Origin of the sequence: Blattabacterium cuenoti (genome assembly GCF_014252255.1) — a bacterium.
In the GTDB taxonomy this organism is placed as follows: domain Bacteria; phylum Bacteroidota; class Bacteroidia; order Flavobacteriales; family Blattabacteriaceae; genus Blattabacterium; species Blattabacterium cuenoti_J.
Genome location: NZ_CP059213.1, coordinates 339,906 through 360,205 on the forward strand (window position 1 = coordinate 339,906; position 20,300 = coordinate 360,205).

General features: G+C 30.2%; 7 protein-coding genes, 2 tRNA genes, 3 rRNA genes and 4 other annotated features. Of the genes, 2 read left to right on the top strand and 10 right to left on the bottom strand.

Annotation, left to right across the window (positions count from 1 at the left end):
• Nucleotides 1-11: 11 nt before the first annotated feature.
• From carA to dnaE, 5 genes are all read right to left on the bottom strand, one after another.
• The gene (gene carA, locus H0H41_RS01610) at nucleotides 12-1,112 is read right to left on the bottom strand and encodes a glutamine-hydrolyzing carbamoyl-phosphate synthase small subunit (RefSeq protein ID WP_185871978.1); all 1,101 of its coding nucleotides are present in this window, start codon (nucleotides 1,110-1,112) and stop codon (nucleotides 12-14) included.
• Nucleotides 1,102-2,253 carry an aspartate aminotransferase family protein gene (locus H0H41_RS01615; protein ID WP_185871979.1) on the bottom strand — a complete coding sequence of 384 codons (1,152 nt, stop codon included), beginning with the start codon at nucleotides 2,251-2,253 and terminating at the stop codon, nucleotides 1,102-1,104. The genes carA and H0H41_RS01615 overlap by 11 nt, the downstream gene beginning before the upstream one ends.
• 14 nt (nucleotides 2,254-2,267) lie before the next feature.
• Nucleotides 2,268-3,248, bottom strand: a complete 981-nt coding sequence (argC, locus tag H0H41_RS01620) for an N-acetyl-gamma-glutamyl-phosphate reductase (RefSeq protein WP_185871980.1) — start codon at nucleotides 3,246-3,248, stop codon at nucleotides 2,268-2,270.
• The gene (locus H0H41_RS01625; protein WP_185871981.1) at nucleotides 3,248-5,017 is read right to left on the bottom strand and encodes an argininosuccinate synthase domain-containing protein; all 1,770 of its coding nucleotides are present in this window, start codon (nucleotides 5,015-5,017) and stop codon (nucleotides 3,248-3,250) included. The genes argC and H0H41_RS01625 overlap by 1 nt, the downstream gene beginning before the upstream one ends.
• 160 nt (nucleotides 5,018-5,177) lie before the next feature.
• On the bottom strand, nucleotides 5,178-9,467 hold the full coding sequence (gene dnaE / locus H0H41_RS01630) for a DNA polymerase III subunit alpha (protein ID WP_185871982.1): 4,290 nt from the start codon (nucleotides 9,465-9,467) through the stop codon (nucleotides 5,178-5,180).
• Nucleotides 9,468-9,669: 202 nt separating this feature from the next.
• Here dnaE and rpsA point away from each other — a divergent pair, with 202 nt between their 5' ends.
• Both rpsA and H0H41_RS01640 read left to right on the top strand, forming a co-directional pair.
• Complete coding sequence (gene rpsA, locus H0H41_RS01635; RefSeq protein ID WP_185871983.1) at nucleotides 9,670-11,487, top strand: 30S ribosomal protein S1; 1,818 nt, start codon at nucleotides 9,670-9,672, stop codon at nucleotides 11,485-11,487.
• Nucleotides 11,488-11,505: 18 nt separating this feature from the next.
• Nucleotides 11,506-13,218: a ribonucleoside-diphosphate reductase subunit alpha gene (locus tag H0H41_RS01640; protein WP_185871984.1), complete on the top strand. Its 1,713-nt coding sequence runs from the start codon at nucleotides 11,506-11,508 to the stop codon at nucleotides 13,216-13,218.
• 33 nt (nucleotides 13,219-13,251) lie between these two features.
• On the opposite strand, the gene rrf is transcribed toward H0H41_RS01640, so the two are convergent.
• The 5 genes from rrf to H0H41_RS01665 all read right to left on the bottom strand — a co-directional run bounded on the left by rrf (nucleotide 13,252) and on the right by H0H41_RS01665 (nucleotide 20,129).
• Nucleotides 13,252-13,361, bottom strand: a 5S ribosomal RNA gene (gene rrf / locus H0H41_RS01645).
• Between the two features lie 47 nt (nucleotides 13,362-13,408).
• Nucleotides 13,409-16,305: ribosomal RNA gene (locus tag H0H41_RS01650) — 23S ribosomal RNA — on the bottom strand.
• 1 nt (nucleotide 16,306) lies between these two features.
• Nucleotides 16,307-16,596, bottom strand: a sequence feature (23S ribosomal RNA rRNA prediction is too short).
• A gap of 22 nt (nucleotides 16,597-16,618) precedes the next feature.
• Nucleotides 16,619-16,994 (bottom strand) — a sequence feature (23S ribosomal RNA rRNA prediction is too short).
• Between the two features lie 14 nt (nucleotides 16,995-17,008).
• Nucleotides 17,009-17,746: a sequence feature (23S ribosomal RNA rRNA prediction is too short), on the bottom strand.
• A gap of 7 nt (nucleotides 17,747-17,753) precedes the next feature.
• Nucleotides 17,754-18,292, bottom strand: a sequence feature (23S ribosomal RNA rRNA prediction is too short).
• Between the two features lie 63 nt (nucleotides 18,293-18,355).
• Nucleotides 18,356-18,429 (bottom strand) — tRNA-Ala (locus H0H41_RS01655).
• Between the two features lie 6 nt (nucleotides 18,430-18,435).
• Nucleotides 18,436-18,509 (bottom strand) — tRNA-Ile (locus H0H41_RS01660).
• An 85-nt stretch (nucleotides 18,510-18,594) separates the two neighbouring features.
• Nucleotides 18,595-20,129 (bottom strand): 16S ribosomal RNA (locus tag H0H41_RS01665).
• Nucleotides 20,130-20,300 lie beyond the last annotated feature (171 nt).

Genomic DNA, 20,300 nt, shown 5'->3' on the forward strand with positions numbered 1-20,300 from the left:
CTTTTAATTATTTATTGTTTATTTTTATGAACAATAATTTTTTTGATAAAAAAATCGAATAAAAATTCGGTATCTGTTGGTCCACTTGAAGCTTCTGGATGAAATTGTACCGAAAAAAAAGGTTTATTATCATGAATGATGCCTTCACAAGTATCATCATTTAAATTTTTAAAAAATATTTTCCATTCTTTTGGTAGATTTATTGCATCTAAAACATATCCATGATTTTGTGATGTAATAAAACTTTTTCCTGTTTTTACAGAAATAACTGGTTGATTATGACTTCTATGAGAATATTTTAATTTAAAAGTATTTCCTCCAGCTGCAATTCCCAAAAGTTGATTACCTAAACATATACCAAATATAGGTCGTTCTTTTTTCATAGCTATACGAATATAATATATAGATTTTTCATAAATTTTAGGATTTCCAGGTCCATTAGAAAGAACCAACCCATCATATTCTTCATTGGTAAAATCATAATCCCATGGAACTCTTATAATAGTACAATTTCTTCGCAAAAGACAACGTAAAATATTATTTTTTAAACCAAAATCTACAAGTAATATTTTGTATATACCATTTCCATATGTAATTTTTTCATGAATAGAAACTTTTTTAGAAATATTTTCCTTATTAGGATCATAAAAAGGAATATCTTCATTTTCTATTACAATTTTTCCTAACATAGATCCTCCCTTTTCTCTAAGTTTTTTTGCTAAAAATCTAGTATCTACTCCATGTAATCCTGGAACTCCATTTTTATACAACCAATCAGATAAAGATAAACTCATATTCCAATGATATGGACGATGAGAATAATAAGATATAATAAGTCCGGATACTTGAATTTTATCGGATTCATAAAATTCAGAAATATATTCTTTATAAGAAGAAGATGGAACTCCATAGTTTCCGATAATAGGATAAGTATAAGTAAGAATTTGACCATTATAAGATGGATCGGTCATACTTTCTGTATAACCTGTCATAGATGTATTAAATACTACCTCTCCAGAAGAGGATACTGGAGCTCCAAAATGAGAAGCTTCATACTTTGTACCATCTTCTAATATAAGTATTGCCCTATTTATTATTTTATTATATTCCATTTTTTTTATATAAATATGATAAGGCATTTTTTAATTTTAAAAGAAATAATTTTATATGACTGATATTAATATTCAATGGTGGTAATAATCGTAAAATATATGGATTATTAGATATTCCAACAAATACTTTTTCTTTGTAAATTAAAATATTTTTTAAATCATGAATTGGAAAATTAAATTCTAAACCTAACATTAAACCTCTTCCCCTTATTTTTTTTATTTCAGGAATAAAATGCAATTTTTGTAACAATATTTTTCCCATATTTTTCGCATTTTCAATTAAATTTTCTTTTTTAATAATTTCCAATACAGCAATTCCTGCTGCACAAGCTAAATGATTACCGCCAAAAGTAGTTCCTAACATACCATAATATGGTTTAAATTTAGGATGAATTAATACTCCTCCTATAGGAAATCCATTTCCCATACCCTTAGCTATAGTAATTAAATCTGGTTGTATAGGATATAATTGATGAGAAAAAAAAGATCCTGTTCTTCCATATCCACTTTGTACTTCGTCAATAATCAATACTGTATCATATTTTTTACACAAATATCTAATTTTACAAAAAAAATTAGATCCTGGATCTATAATTCCAGATATTCCTTGTATTCCTTCAGTAATTAAAGCACAAATGTTTTTTTTCTTTAATTCTTTTTCTAAAGAATCAAAATCATGATAATCTAAAAATATAGTTTCATGTTGAGTATTAAAAGGAGATACTAATTTATAATTATCTGTTACAGAAACACTACCACTTGTCCTCCCATGAAAAGCCCCCTTAAAGGCTATGACCTTTTTTTTTCCTGTATGAAAAGAAGCTATTTTTAATGCATTTTCATTAGATTCTGTTCCTGAATTACAGAGAAATAACGAATAATCTTCATATCCTGAAATTTTTCCAATAAGATTAGCTAATTTTTGTTTTTGATAAATATAAACACTATTAGAATAATAGGATATTTTATGAATTTGTTCTGTTAAAGATTTTATATAATATGGATGTGAATGACCAATAGATATAACAGCATGTCCTCCATAAAAATCTAAATACATATTACCTTGTACATCATATAAATAAGATCCTTCACTTTTATTTAATTCTATATCTAGAATAGGATAAACGTCAAATAATTTCATATTATTTTTTTTGATTAGAAACGAATGGATTTTAATTTTAAACCACAAGTTTCATCCAAATTAAATATAATATTCATATTTTGTATAGCTTGACCAGAAGCTCCTTTTATAAGATTATCTATAATACTTATAACAATCAATTGATCATTTTCTTTTATAAGATATAAAATACATTTATTAGTATTAATCACTTGTTTAAGATCAATATTAACATCAGAAATATTTACAAATGGATGATTTTTATAAAATTCTTTATATATTTCCTTATTTTTTTCTAAAGAAAAAATAGTATGAGTATATAAAGTAATTATAATTCCTCTTGAGAAATTACCTCTATAAGGTACAAAATAAATTTTATTACAAAAATTATTTTGTACTTGATGTATAGTTTGTTGAATTTCTTGTAAATGTTGATGTTGAAAAATTTTATAAACAGAAATATTATTATTTCTCCAACTAAAATGATTAGTATCACTATTTTTTCTTCCAGATCCTGTAGAACCAGTTATAGCACTAATATGAATATTATTTTTTAATAATTGATTTTTAGCTAATGGTAAAATAGCTAAAAGAATAGCTGTAGCAAAACAACCAGGATTTGCTATATTATTCGATTTTTTAATTATTTTTTTTTGTAATTCAGGTAATCCATAAATAAAATTTCTTTTCTTAAAAGAAGATTGATGGAATATTCTAAAATCTTGACTTAAATCAATAACCTTTGTTTTTTCCAAAATATTAATATTATTCAATTCTTTTCTAGATTCTCCATGTCCAGAACAAAGAAATACAACATCAAGTTCTTTTTTTAAAGAACGAGTAAATTTCATATTATCTATTTCTCCTAATAAATCTTGATGAATCAAATGAATAAATTTTTCTTGATTACTTTTACTAACTACACTTTTGATTATAATTTTAGGATGATGAATCATCAATCGAAGTAATTCTCCGGCAGTATATCCCGCTCCTCCAATAATACCTATTTTAATCATTATTCTTTATTCTTTAAATTATGATACATTTTCATCTGATTACTCAAAATTTTTGTAAAACCCTTAACATCTTCTGCACTCCAAGCATAATTCATTTCTCCATATTGAGCTATATTTGAAGATGCCATTAAATCAAATTTAGATTTAATTCCTACTAAATGAAATCTATAAGGATATAGAACTATATCTACAGTACCGGTCAATCTTTCTTGTGTACTTTTTAAAAATTTTTCTATATCACGCATAACAGGGTCTAAATATTGAGCTTCATGAAGTAACATCCCATACCAATTAGAAAGTTGTTCTTTCCAATAAAGTTGCCATTTTGTTAAAATATGTTTTTCTAATAAATGATGAGCTTTAATAATAATAATTGCAGCTGAAGCTTCAAATGCAACTCTTCCTTTAATTCCTAAAATAGTATCTCCTATATGAATTCCTCTTCCTATAGCAAATTCTGAAGCTATTTCTTTAATTTTTATTATATTTTTTACAGCTTTATTTTTTTCTTTATTAACACTTATTAATTCTCCTTTTTCAAATTCCAATTCTAATTTTTCACTTTTTTTTATACTACTAAATTTTGTAGGATAAGCATCTTCTGGAAAATCATGATAAGAAGTAAGAGTCTCTTTTCCTCCTATACTAGTACCCCAAATTCCTTTATTAATAGAATATTTTGCTTGATTCCAGCAAATAGATATTCCTTGATTTTTTAAATATTCTATTTCTTTTTCTCTAGAAATTTTCATATCTCTTATAGGAGATAAAGTTATTTTTTCTGGACAAACAATTTGAAAAGCAATATCAAATCTTATTTGATCATTTCCAGCTCCTGTACTTCCATGAGCAATTGCTTTTGCTTTAATAAAATTTGCATATTTTGCTATTTTGATGGCCTGAAAAATTCTTTCTGAACTGACTGAAAGTGGATAAGTATTATTTTTCAGAATATTTCCGAATATAAGATATTTTATACAATTTTGATAGTATTCTTCTATAGCGTCAATTTCTTTATGAGATTTAGATCCAATACTTATAGCTCTATTTTCAATTTTTTCTAATTCATTTTTATTAAATCCTCCTGTATTAATAATAACTGTGTGAACTTCATATTTTTTTTCTTGAATAAGATATTTTAAACAATAAGAGGTATCTAATCCTCCACTATAAGCTAAAAGAATCTTATCTCCTGAAGATAAATAATTATTTTTTGTATTTTTATTTTTTAAATTTTTATCTTGATGAGGATTATATAAAAGACCTGTACATAAACACATTTTTTTTTTATTTTTGGTTAAAATATCAAAGTTTGCACAACTTTTACATCCTTTCCAAAATTCTTCTGATTGAGTTAATTCATTAAAAGAAACAGGTTTAAAACCTAATTCTGTATTAATTTTAATTACTGGATTACTTGTTGTTATACTAAAAATTTTAGAATTGGGAAATTTTTTTCTAGAAAGTTTAAATATTTCAATTTTAATAATTTTTGCTAACCCTTTTTTTCTAAATTCAGGAAAAACAATTAAACCAGAATTAACAACAAATTCTTTATTTTGATAAATTTCAAGATAGCTAAAACCCGCTAATTCTCCATTGTAAAAAGCAACTATTGCATTTCCATGAATCATTTTTAATTTAATATATTCTGGATCTTTTTTTGCAATTCCAGTTCCTCTTATCTTTGCTGATTCTTTAATTTTTTGACAAATTAAAGATGCATATTTTGTATCTTTTTCATGAGATACTCTAACTTGGATTTTCATTTTTATAAGAAACCACTAAAAAAAAAAATAAATATGTTCTACCGATATGGTGAAGGATAAATTATGCTTCATATATTTTACTTTTTCTAAACTAAATACAAATTTAATAAAGTCTTTTTAATTAAATTCATATCAATTTTTACTTAATATTTATTAAGTTTCAATTTAAAAAAAAATCTAATCCATTGATTTTTTCTAATTTTTTTAAAAAATTTGAATTAATATTAATTCCATATTTTATAGATTCAAAATTTAAAAAAATTCTATTTTCTTTATCATAAAGAATAATATTTAATTTTTTATTTCCTATTTCTTGAGAAAATAATTTTTCTATGTCATTAATAATTGTATTATTTAAATTATTAATATTAATTTTTACTATAAGTTGACGTACTAATTTAGTGAGAACATTTTGTAAATTTTCTATATATAAAATATTTATTTTATATTCTTTATATTTTGATTTTTCAATAAAAAGACATATATATAATAAATTATTACTTAATAGAAGTGGTTCATATTTTATATATTGTTGTCCATAAATTCTAAATTCTTTAGAAGAATTATAATCTTCTAATAAAAAAATACCATATTTTATTCCACTTTTTATATATGTTTTTTTTTCTATTTTTGATAAAATTCCACATATATGAATTTTTTTACCAACTAATATAGATTCTTTTTTATTTAATTTTTCTAAAGATATATTTGTCAAATATTTCATTTCATAATAATAATCATCTAAAGGATGTGCAGATGCATAAACACCTAATACTTCTTTTTCTTTAGATAATTTATCTATATTACTCCATAAATTACATTCCATAATAATAGGTTTATCTATTTCAATATTTTTATTTTTTACTTTTTGAAATTTTGATCCAAAACGAATAATTTTTTCCAAAGTATTTAATTTCTCATTATTTTCTATATAAAAATATTGTTCTCTATGTATATGAAAACAATCTAAAGCTCCAGATAAAATTAAACTTTCTAAAGTTTTTTTATTCACTATACGTAAATCAATTCTTTTGATAAGATCAAAAATAGATTTATATGGTCCATTTTTATTTCTTTCTATTAGAATAATTTTTACAGCATTTTCTCCTACTCCTTTTATTCCTTTAAGACCAAATAAAATTTTATTACAATCAGTTACTGTAAAAAAAGAATCACTTTTATTGATATCCGGATTAAGAATATATATTTTAATTTTTTTACATTCTTCTATAAAAAAAGTAAGCTGTTTAATATTATGCATATTATTACTTAATACAGAAGCCATATATTCATGTGGAAAATGAGCCTTTAAATAAGCAGTTTGAAAAGCAATATAGGCATAACATGTAGCATGAGATTTATTAAAAGCATAACAAGAAAAATATTCCCAATCTTTCCATATTTTTTCTAAAATATTTTTAGAATACCCTTTTTTCATAGCTTTTTCAATAAATTGATTTCTCATTTTATTGAGAATTTCTTTTTGTTTCTTACCCATAGCTATTCTCAGAATATCAGCATCTCCTTTACTAAAATCAGCTATTTTTTGAGCGATTAACATAACTTGTTCTTGGTATATGGTTATACCATAAGTTTCTTGTAAAAATTCTTTCATTTCTGGAAGATCATAAGTTATAGATTCTTTACCATGTTTTCTAGATATAAAATTAGGAATATATTGTAAAGGTCCAGGTCTATATAATGCATTCATCGCTATTAAATCATCAAACTTATCAGGTTTTAATTGACGTAAATATTTTTGCATACCTGGAGATTCATATTGAAAAACTCCTATAGTTTCTCCCTTTTGAAAAAGACAATAAGTTTTTTCATCTTTTAAAGAAAACGAAAATTTTATATTACGTCTTTCTTTAATAAGATGAACTGCATCCTTAATGATAGTAAGAGTTTTTAATCCTAAAAAATCCATTTTTAATAATCCAACATGTTCTACAACATGATTATCAAATTGCGTAAGTAATAAATCCGATTCTTTGGATACAGAAACAGGAACATATTCTTTAATATCGTATGGACTTATTATAATACCACAAGCGTGAATACCTGTACTTCTTATAGTTCCTTCTAAAATTTTTGCTTGTTGCAAAACTTTTCCCTTTAAATCATATTTATTTTTTGCTATATATCTTAATTTTTGTACATTATTTTTTTCTTCTTTATTAATATTTATTTTTTCTATAGGATAATTTTCTGATAAAATAGTTTTTAATGATAACATATTAGGAACCATTTTTGCTAAAATATCTGTTTCTTTTAAAGATAAATTTAAAACTCTACCAGTATCTCTAATAGATGATTTAGCGCCCATTGTAGCATATGTTATAATTTGTGCGACTTGATTTTTACCATATTTTTGAACTACCCATTTAATAATTTTTTCACGTCCTTTATCATCAAAATCAATATCAATATCTGGTAAAGAAATCCTATCAGGATTTAAAAATCTTTCAAAAAGAAGATGGTATTTTATTGGATCTATATTTGTGATACCCATACAATAAGCAACAACAGATCCTGCTACAGATCCTCTTCCAGGACCAATTGAAATATTCATTTTTTTAGCTTGATGAATAAAATTATGAACAATAAGAAAATAACCAGGGTATCCAATTTTTTCTATTGTTTTTAATTCAAAAAAAATTCTTTTTTTAATTTCTGTAGTAATATTTTTATAACGTTTTTTAGCTCCTTCATAAGTAATTTTTTTTAATAAACGATTTTCTCCTCTATTTCCTCCATCTATTTTATCACGACAATCTTTAAAAGATTCCGGAATTTTAAATTTAGGAAGTAATATTTTATGTGATAAATGATAAGATTCAATTTTATTAACTAACTCATCTAAAAAATCAAAAGCTTCTGGAAGATCAAAAAATATTTTTTTCATTTCTTCTGAATCTTTAAAATAAAATTCATGATTTGGAAAACCAAATCTATAACCTTTTCCTTTTCCTATAGGTGTTAATTGTTTTTCTACATTTTTTACACAAAGTAAAATATCGTGTGCATTTGCCTCTTTTTGATCTAAATAAAAAGTATTATTTTGTATAATATATTTTACATGATATTTTTTAGAAAATTTTAATAATATATTATTCACATAATCTTCTTCTTCTAACCCATGACGTAATAATTCTATATAAAAATCATCTTCAAAAAGTTCTTTCCACCATAAAAAAATTTTTTCTGCTTTTCTTTCTCCATGATTGAGAATAGTATATGGTATTTCTGCATTAAGATCTCCAGTAAGAGCAATTAAATTTTCCTTATATTTTTCTATTAAGTTTTTTCCAATTCTAGGAATTCCTGCATAAAAACCTTCTGTAAATCCAAGTGAACAAAGTTTTGTTAAATTATGATAACCTTTTTTATTTTTAGATAAAAAAACTTGTTGATATCGTTTATCCGGTTCTTCTTTTGTAAATTTTTTTTGTAAATAATTATCTGAAATAAAAACTTCACAACCAATAATACCTTTAATTGATTTATGTGGATAATATTTTTTATTTATAGAATGAATAGCATTTAAAAAATAAAAAGATCCCATCATATTTCCATAATCTGTTATTCCTATAGCTGGCATATTAAGATGAATAGCTCTATTAACTAAAGATTGTATATTTATAGTAGAATAAAGAATAGAAAAAAAAGTATGGTTATGAATATGGGAATATTTTTTTTTTTTTAGTTCTTCTTTTAATTTTTGATCTTCATTTTTAAAGTTTTTTTTTTCTTTTTTATTCTTTTTTAAAGAAAAAAAATAAGGATCAAAAGATACTATAAAGGAAGAAATTTTACATGAATATTTATTTTGAAATTTTAATATTATATTTTTTTCTACTCCTATATCTTTATATGATATAATTCCAATACGTAATAATTCTAAAAAACAACGAGCTGTAGCTTTTACATCATTAGCAGAATTATGTAAATTAGGAATTTTTTCTTCAAAAAGTTTTTGATATAATTCAGATAATGTAGGCCATTTAAACTTTTTTCTAGTTCCTAATAATTTACAATAAGAAACAGAAACTACTTTAGTATCTAACATTTTCTTTTTTTTGAAAGAAAAAGAAATTTTTTTTCTAAAAAATTCACATTCTATTATTTTTTGATCAAATTCTAAATTATGTCCAATTAAACATTGAGATTTTTCAAAATCTTTTATAAACTCAAAAAGTACAAAATTTAAATCAACTCCATATTTTTCTGCTTTATCATTAGTAATTCCATGAATTTTAAATGCATTGAAAGGAATATCATAATTATCTGGTTTGATAATAAAATTTTTAAATTCTATTAAATCACCTAAAATATCATGAATTTGCCATGAAAATTGTACGATTCTTGGCCAATTTTCTGTATTAGTAATTGGTATATTGTAAGATACAGGTAATCCTGTCGTTTCGGTATCAACAATGAGGTACATTTTATTTGAATTAGTAGAAAAAAGTTACTGAAAAATTATTAGTTTTGTATTGTCTGTTTTTTGTAAAAAATTTATAAAAATAAAATAAACGAAAATATTCAATTTTAGTTTATATGTCCATATTTTTGGATATTTATGAATGATTGGATATATATATGGTATATGGATGGATAAAAAAAATAGTGAAAAAATAATAAAAATTATGTCTAATCAAACCGAAGAAATAAAGAGAAAAGTATCCACTTTATCTGATTTATCTGAAAATGAAAAATTGAATGATCAAAAACAAGTAATAAAAAGTTTCGATTGGACGAAATACGAAACTCATTTAAATAATGAGAAACAGGAAAAAAGAAAACAATTAGAAGAATTATACACAAAAACTTTACCTAAAGTTCAAGAATTAGAAATATATCAAGGAATAGTAACATACATTTCGGATAAAAATGTTATTGTAGATATTGGATTTAAAGCAGAAGGAGCTATTCCTATAAATGAATTTAGAGAAGATTTTTTAAATATTCAATCTGGAAGTAAAGTAGAAGTTATGGTTGTTAAAATAGATTATAAAGGAGAATGTATTCTTTCGTATCAAAAGGCAAAAATGTTAAGAAATTGGCAACGTATTAATGATGCATATGAAAAATCAGAAGTAATATTAGGTTATGTTGTAGCTAGAACAAAAGGAGGATTAATTGTTGAAATATTTGATATTGAATGTTTTTTACCTGGATCACATATTAATGTAAAACCTGTTCGGGATTATGATATTTACGTAGGAAAAACTATGGAAGTTAAAGTTGTTAAAATTAATAAAAAAACAAAAAATGTTGTTGTATCTCATAAAGTATTAATAGAACGAGATATTGAAGAACAGAGAAAAGAAATGATATCAAAATTAGATAAAGGTCAAGTATTAGAAGGAAAAATAAAAAATATTCTTCCTTATGGAGCTTTTGTAGATTTAGGAGGAGTAGATGCATTGCTTCATATTACCGATATGAGTTGGCCTCATATAAATCATCCTACAGAAGTAGTTCAATTAGAACAAGAATTAAAATTTGTGGTTTTAGGTGTAGATAAAGATAAAAATCGTGTACAATTAGGTTTAAAACAATTACAACCTCATCCTTGGAATTTTTTAGATAAAAATTTAAAGGTAGGTAGTAAAGTTAAAGGAAAAGTAACTGTTTTAGCTGATTACGGAGCATTTATAGAAATTATTCCAGGAGTAGAAGCTTTATTGCATATTAGTGAGATGTCTTGGTCTACTGATTTATCTTCTACTCAAGATTTTGTACAAATAGGAGATGAATTGGATGCGGTAATTTTAACAATAGATCGTCAAGAAAGAAAAATATCTTTAAGCGTGAAACAACTTACTCAAGATCCTTGGATTAATATACAAAATAAATATCCTATTGGATCAAAACATGTTGGAATTGTTAAAAAATTTACCAATTTTGGTGTTTTTCTAGAATTAGAAAAAGGAATATCTGGAATTATTTATACCAATGATCTTTCATGGACTAAAAAAATAAAACATTCTTCTGAGTTTTGTAATATCAATGATAAATTAGAAATTATTATACTTACTTTAGATCCTCAATCTAGAAGAATTAATTTAGGACATAAACAATTAATGGAAAATCCATGGTATAAATATGAAAAAAATTATTATTTAGGAAGTATTCATCATGGAATAATATCAAATGTATTTGATAAAGGTGCTTCTGTAAAATTTATAGAAGATCAAGAAATAGAAGCTTTTGCTCCATTACGTTTTTTAGAAAAAAAAGATGGAAAAATTCTTAAAAAAGGAGAAAAAACTAATTTTAAAATAATCGAATTTAATAAAGAAATTAAAAAAATTGTGGTTTCTCATACATCTATTTATCGCGATAAAAATAAAAAGAAAGAACAACGTGGAAAAAATAGAAAATTTGAAAAATCAACTCTTGGGGATATAAAAGGATTAGCTCAATTGAAAGAACAAATAGAAAAAGAAAAAAATAACTAAAAATAGTTCTAAAAAAAAATGGAAACACACCCTATTGCAGAAAAAGAAGGATGGAAAGTTGAAAAAGATTTTCCTGTTTGGGCTAATAATGAATTATATTTGACTACAATTAAAGGTGGATATTTATTAGATGGAGAAACTCCTTTTGGAGCATATAAAAGATTAGCAAAAAATGCAGCAAAAATACTTAAAAAACCAAAAATAGAAAAAAAATTTTTTAATATATTTTGGAAAGGATGGCTTATTCCTTCTACTCCAGTTATGGTTAACTTAGGAACAGAAAAAGGTTTACCTATTAGTTGTTTTTCAGGAAGAATTGGAGATAGTATGTATGAAATATATAGAAAAAATTTAGAAATGGCTATTTTAAGTAAACATGGTGGAGGAACTTCATATGATTTTAGTTTAGTTAGATCTGTAGGTTGTCCTATAAAAAATGGTACATTAGGTGCTTCTGATGGAATTATTCCTTTTATTAAATCATATGATAGTGCAATTATAGCTAGTAAACAAGGTAGAACACGAAGAGGAGCTGTCGCTATTTATTTAAATATAGAACATAAAGAATATCCAGAATTCTTAAAAATAAGAGAACCTAAAGGAGATATTAATCGTCAATGTCATAATGTCCATCAAGGGGTAATAATTTCTAATTCTTTTATGGAAAAAGTTTTAAAAAAAAATGGAAAGGAACGAATATTATGGATAAATACTCTTAAAGAACGTGTTAAAACTGGAGAACCATATCTTTTTTTTCAAGATAATGCTAATAATAATATTCCAGAAAATTGGAAAAAACATGGATTAAAAATACATCATAGTAATCTTTGTTCAGAAATTATGTTACCAACAGATGAAAATCATACTCTTGTATGTTGTCTTTCTTCTTTAAATTTATATAAATATGTAGAATGGAAAAATACAAATACTGTTTTTTATGCTATTTTATTTCTTGATGCTGTTTTACAAGAATTTATTAATAAAGGTAAAAATATACGAGGTATAGAAGATGCTGTTCGTTTTGCGGAAAAAAGTAGAGCTTTAGGTTTAGGAGCTTTAGGTTGGCATTCTTATTTACAATCTAATATGATTCCTTTTATATCTATTCAATCTGATATATTAATACATAATATATTTAAAAATATACAATTAGAATCTCAAAAAGCAACTCAATATTTAGCAAAAGAATATGGAGAATCTGAATGGAATATAGGAACAGGAAGAAGAAATTTAACTTTAATGGCGATGGCTCCTAATAGGAGTTCTGCTAAATTAGCTGGAGGTCTTTCTCAAGGAGTAGAACCTTTAGCTGCAAATATATATGTAGATGATGATTCAAAAGGAATGCATATTCGAAAAAATCCTTATTTGGAAAATATACTTATAAAAATTGGATATAATATACCAGAAGTATGGGAACAAATAGCTAATGAAAAAGGATCTTGTCTTGGCTTAACAGCACTTAATGAAGAACAAAAAAATGTTTTTAGATGTTTTAAAGAAATTAATCAATTAGAATTAATTAAACAAGCTAGCATACGACAAAAATATATTGATCAAGGACAAAGTATAAATCTTTCTTTTCATCAAAATACTCCAGCAAAATATATTAATAAAGTTCATCTTGAAGCTTGGAAAATAGGATTAAAAAGTCTTTATTATTATAGAAGTGAAAGTATTCTTCGTGCAGATACAAAAAATAGAGATTTATATTCAGAAAGTTTACTTTAACTTTTTTAATAAGTTATATTTTTTTTATAAAAAAAAGGGCAGCGACTTACTCTCCCGGAATAACCAGTACCATCAGCGCTAATATGTTTCACTTCTCTGTTCGGAATGGGAAGAGGTGGGTCCATATTGCTATAACCACCCAAAAAAAATACTAAATGACATAACATAATATACATAATAGTATAAAAATTTTGAAAACCTACGGGTAATTAGTACTACTCAGCTATGACATTACTGTCTTTACACTTATAGCCTATCAACGTTGTCATCTCCAACGACCCTTAAAAGAAGCCTAATCTTGTGGTGAGTTTCGCACTTATATGCTTTCAGTGCTTATCTCTTCCGAACATAGCTACTCAGCGATGCACCTGGCGATACAACTGATACACCAGAGGTTCGTCCAATTCGGTCCTCTCGTACTAGAATCAGGTCCACTCAAGCTTCTAACGCTCGCAATAGATAGAGACCGAACTGTCTCACGACGTTCTGAACCCAGCTCGCGTGCCACTTTAATGGGCGAACAGCCCAACCCTTGGGACCTTCTTCAGCCCCAGGATGTGACGAGCCGACATCGAGGTGCCGAACCTCCCCGTCGATGTGAGCTCTTGGGGGAGACTAGCCTGTTATCCCCGGAGTACCTTTTATCCTTTGAGCGATGGCCCTTCCATTCGGAACCACCGGATCACTATGCCCTACTTTCGTACCTGATCGACTTGTAAGTCTCACAGTCAAGCACCCTTATGCCATTACACTCTACACACGATTACCAAACGTGTTGAGGGTACCTTTGGGAGCCTCCGTTACTTTTTTGGAGGCGACCACCCCAGTCAAACTACCCACCACGCAATGTCCTCAATTTTTTATAATTAAGTTAGATTTCAATTAAAAAAAGGGTGGTATTTCAAGGTTAACTCCACATTACCTGGCGATAATGATTCAAAGTTTCCCACCTATCCTACACATTTTTCAATCAAAATCAATACGAAGCTATAGTAAAGGTTCACGGGGTCTTTTCGTCCCATTGCGAGTAATCGGCATCTTCACCGATATTACAATTTCACCGAGCTCACGGCTGAGACAGTTTCCAGATCGTTACACCATTCGTGCAGGTCGGAACTTACCCGACAAGGAATTTCGCTACCTTAGGACCGTTATAGTTACGGCCGCCGTTTACTGGGGCTTCAGTTAAAAGCTTTGCCGAAGCTAACCTTTTTCTTTAACCTTCCAGTACTGGGCAGGTGTCAGACCCTATACATCATTTTTCAATTTAGCAGAGTCCTATGTTTTTGATAAACAGTCGCCTGGATCTCTTCTCTGCGGCCTTTTTATAAAAAAGGCTACCTTTCTCCCGAAGTTACAGGTTCATTTTGCCTAGTTCCTTAGCCGTGAATCACTCGAGCACCTTAGGATTCTCTCCTCAACTACCTGTGTCGGTTTTGGTACGGTTTTCTTTTATCTGAAGCTTAGAGGCTTTTCTTGGAAGCTCTTACCTGCACTATCCACTCCCCCGAAAGTTTGTGGTACTATCATAGATCAGAAAAATATACGGATTTTCCAATATATTTTATACCTAACTATTTTAACGTACACTTCCGTCCGTACGCGACAGTTTCATTACTCCGTCCCCCCTATCGCAATAAAAGAAAGTATCGGAATATTAACCGGTTTTCCATCAATTACACCTTTCGATTTCATCTTAGGATCCGACTAACCCTCAGTTGATTAACATAGCTGAGGAACCCTTAGTTTTTCGGTGTGCGGTTTTCTATCCCGCATTATCGTTACTTATACCTACATTTTCTTTTGTAAGAACTCCACTATATTTTACAATATAGCTTCTACGCTATTACAATGCTCCCCTACCGATTAATTAATAAAATTAACTAATCCCATAGTTTCGGCGATATATTTATGCCCGATTATTATCCATGCTTAATCACTAGACTAGTGAGCTGTTACGCACTCTTTAAATGAATAGCTGCTTCCAAGCTAACATCCTAGCTGTCTAAGTAACTAAACCTCGTTAGTTCAACTTAATATATACTTAGGGGCCTTAACTGATGGTCTGGGTTGTTTCCCTCTCGGACATGGACCTTAGCACCCATGCCCTCACTACCGTGAAACATAATAACAGCATTCGGAGTTTGTCAGGAATTAGTAGGTGATGAAACCCCTTCATCCAATCAGTATCTCTACCTCTGTATTACTTTACACGATGCTGCACCTAAATGCATTTCGGGGAGTACGAGCTATCTCCGAGTTTGATTGGCCTTTCACCCCTACCCACAAGTCATCCGAAGACTTTTCAACGTCAACCGGTTCGGTCCTCCACTATGTGTTACCACAGCTTCAACCTGCTCATGGGTAGATCACTCGGTTTCGCGTCTAATTCCTCTGACTATATATGCCCTATTCAGACTCGCTTTCGCTACGGCTCCATAGCTAAACTACTTAACCTTGCCAGAAAAATTAACTCGTAGGTTCATTATGCAAAAGGCACGTCGTTACTTTACGAAAAAGCTCCGACAGTTTGTAAGCGTATGGTTTCAGGATCTATTTCACTCTTCTATTCGAAGTACTTTTCACCTTTCCCTCACGGTACTAGTCCACTATCGGTCTCTGAGTAGTATTTAGCCTTACCGGATGGTCCCGGCAAATTCAGACAAGATTTCCCGTGTCCCGTCCTAATCAGGTTACTATTAGGTAATTTTTTTATTTTATATACAGGATTATCACCTTCTATGATAGATTTTTCCAAATCTTTCTACTATAAAAAAATAGTCCTTAATATAGACCTACAACCCCACTATAGCCTAAACTATAATGGTTTGGGCTATTCCGCTTTCGCTCGCCACTACTTACGGAATCACTATTGTTTTCTTTTCCTCTAGATACTTAGATGTTTCAGTTCTCTAGGTTTGCTTTACTTATTAAGTAATATTATATCATCAATATAATAGGTTACCCTATTCGGAAATCTGCGGATCTATTTGTATATGCCAATCCCCGCAGCTTATCGCAGCTTATCACGTCCTTCATCGCCTCTCAGAGCCAAGGCATCCACCATACGCTCTTTATTAGTTTTCCTCATTTTTATTATTATTATATATTATGTATGTCAAAGAACTTTACAAAATGGAGAATATGGACCGTTATAGTTACGGCCGCCGTTTACTGGGGCTTCAGTTAAAAGCTTTGCCGAAGCTAACCTTTTTCTTTAACCTTCCAGTACTGGGCAGGTGTCAGACCCTATACATCATTTTTCAATTTAGCAGAGTCCTATGTTTTTGATAAACAGTCGCCTGGATCTCTTCTCTGCGGCCTTTTTATAAAAAAGGCTACCTTTCTCCCGAAGTTACAGGTTCATTTTGCCTAGTTCCTTAGCCGTGAATCACTCGAGCACCTTAGGATTCTCTCCTCAACTACCTGTGTCGGTTTTGGTACGGTTTTCTTTTATCTGAAGCTTAGAGGCTTTTCTTGGAAGCTCTTACCTGCACTATCCACTCCCCCGAAAGTTTGTGGTACTATCATAGATCAGAAAAATATACGGATTTTCCAATATATTTTATACCTAACTATTTTAACGTACACTTCCGTCCGTACGCGACAGTTTCATTACTCCGTCCCCCCTATCGCAATAAAAGAAAGTATCGGAATATTAACCGGTTTTCCATCAATTACACCTTTCGATTTCATCTTAGGATCCGACTAACCCTCAGTTGATTAACATAGCTGAGGAACCCTTAGTTTTTCGGTGTGCGGTTTTCTATCCCGCATTATCGTTACTTATACCTACATTTTCTTTTGTAAGAACTCCACTATATTTTACAATATAGCTTCTACGCTATTACAATGCTCCCCTACCGATTAATTAATAAAATTAACTAATCCCATAGTTTCGGCGATATATTTATGCCCGATTATTATCCATGCTTAATCACTAGACTAGTGAGCTGTTACGCACTCTTTAAATGAATAGCTGCTTCCAAGCTAACATCCTAGCTGTCTAAGTAACTAAACCTCGTTAGTTCAACTTAATATATACTTAGGGGCCTTAACTGATGGTCTGGGTTGTTTCCCTCTCGGACATGGACCTTAGCACCCATGCCCTCACTACCGTGAAACATAATAACAGCATTCGGAGTTTGTCAGGAATTAGTAGGTGATGAAACCCCTTCATCCAATCAGTATCTCTACCTCTGTATTACTTTACACGATGCTGCACCTAAATGCATTTCGGGGAGTACGAGCTATCTCCGAGTTTGATTGGCCTTTCACCCCTACCCACAAGTCATCCGAAGACTTTTCAACGTCAACCGGTTCGGTCCTCCACTATGTGTTACCACAGCTTCAACCTGCTCATGGGTAGATCACTCGGTTTCGCGTCTAATTCCTCTGACTATATATGCCCTATTCAGACTCGCTTTCGCTACGGCTCCATAGCTAAACTACTTAACCTTGCCAGAAAAATTAACTCGTAGGTTCATTATGCAAAAGGCACGTCGTTACTTTACGAAAAAGCTCCGACAGTTTGTAAGCGTATGGTTTCAGGATCTATTTCACTCTTCTATTCGAAGTACTTTTCACCTTTCCCTCACGGTACTAGTCCACTATCGGTCTCTGAGTAGTATTTAGCCTTACCGGATGGTCCCGGCAAATTCAGACAAGATTTCCCGTGTCCCGTCCTAATCAGGTTACTATTAGGTAATTTTTTTATTTTATATACAGGATTATCACCTTCTATGATAGATTTTTCCAAATCTTTCTACTATAAAAAAATAGTCCTTAATATAGACCTACAACCCCACTATAGCCTAAACTATAATGGTTTGGGCTATTCCGCTTTCGCTCGCCACTACTTACGGAATCACTATTGTTTTCTTTTCCTCTAGATACTTAGATGTTTCAGTTCTCTAGGTTTGCTTTACTTATTAAGTAATATTATATCATCAATATAATAGGTTACCCTATTCGGAAATCTGCGGATCTATTTGTATATGCCAATCCCCGCAGCTTATCGCAGCTTATCACGTCCTTCATCGCCTCTCAGAGCCAAGGCATCCACCATACGCTCTTTATTAGTTTTCCTCATTTTTATTATTATTATATATTATGTATGTCAAAGAACTTTACAAAATGGAGAATATCGGAGTCGAACCGATGACCTCCTGCGTGCAAAGCAGGCGCTCTAGCCATCTGAGCTAATTCCCCCCCAAATAGTCTCGCGCGGAATTGAACCGCGGACCTCTACATTATCAGTGTAGCGCTCTAACCGTCTGAGCTACGAGACTGAAATTAATCAATCTCTACTCCACAATAAATTTTTATAAAAAAAGCTCCTAGTCTAATAAAAGAATTTTTTAAAAAAAACTCTAAAAAAGAGATGTTCCAGCCGCACCTTCCGGTACGGCTACCTTGTTACGACTTAGCCCCAGTTATCGATTTTACCTTAAGTAGCTCCTTTTATGGTCACCAATTTCAGGTACCACCGACTTCCATGGCTTGACGGGCGGTGTGTACAAGGCCCGGGAACGTATTCACCGCATCATGGCTGATATGCGATTACTAGCGATTCCAACTTCATAGAGTCGAGTTGCAGACTCCAATCCGAACTGAGATCGGCTTTTAGAGATTAGCTTTTGGTTACCCAGTAGCAACCCTTTGTACCGACCATTGTAGCACGTGTGTAGCCCAAGGTATAAGAGCCGTGATGATTTGACGTCATCCCCACCTTCCTCTCGACTTACGTCGGCAGTCTTGTTAGAGTCCCCGACATTACTCGCTGGCAACTAACAATAAGGGTTGCGCTCGTTGAGGGACTTAACCCAACACCTCACGGCACGAGCTGACGACAACCATGCAGCATCTTGTACTCCGTCCGAAGACTAAACTATTTCTAATTTACTCGTAGTACATTTAAACCTTGGTAAGGTTCCTCGCGTATCATCGAATTAAACCACATGCTCCACCGCTTGTGCGGGCCCCCGTCAATTCCTTTGAGTTTCAGCCTTGCGACCGTACTCCCCAGGTGGATCACTTATCACTTTCGCTTAGTCACTGAAAAAAATCCAACAACTAGTGATCATCGTTTACGGCGTGGACTACCAGGGTATCTAATCCTGTTTGCTCCCCACGCTTTCGTGCCTCAGCGTCAGTATAGACTTAGTAACCTGCTTTCGCGATCGGTGTTCTGTGTGATATCTATGCATTTCACCGCTACACCACACATTCCAGCTACTTCAATCTCACTCAAGATTACCAGTATCAATAGCACTTTTAACAGTTAAGCTGCAATATTTCACTACTGACTTAATAAACCGCCTACGCACCCTTTAAACCCAATAAATCCGGATAACGCTTGTGTCCTCCGTATTACCGCGGCTGCTGGCACGGAGTTTGCCGACACTTATTCGTATAGTACATTCATAATTCTTATCACGTAAGAATCTTTATTCCTAAACAAAAGCAGTTTACAACCCGTAAGGCATTCTTCCTGCACGCGACGTGGCTGGTTCAGAGTTTCCTCCATTGACCAATATTCCTCACTGCTGCCTCCCGTAGGAGTCTGGTCCGTATCTCAGTACCAGTGTGGGGGATCACCCTCTCAGGCCCCCTACCGATCATCGCCTTGGTAAGCTTTTATCTTACCAACTAACTAATCGGGCGCACGTCCATCTTTTGCCGCATTTCTGCTTTAATAATAAAATCATGCGATTTTATTATACTATAGAACATTAATCCGAGTTTCCTCAGGCTATTTTCTAGCAAAAGGTAGGTTACGTACGTGTTACGCACCCGTACGCCGGTCGCCATCAAAATTTATAATTATAAATTTTATGCTGCCCCTCGACTTGCATGTGTTAAGCCCGCCGCTAGCGTTCATCCTGAGCCAGGATCAAACTCTCCGTTGTAAAAAATTAATATCAAAGATGCAAAAACCTTTTATTAAAATTAAAAAATTCTAAATATCAGATCTAGAAGCTTTTATTTTTTATATGTAAAGAACAATAAATATTATTTTGTATCCAAAAATACAAGAAATACAAGTATACGTTTTTTTTTTTAAAAAAATTTTATTGAGA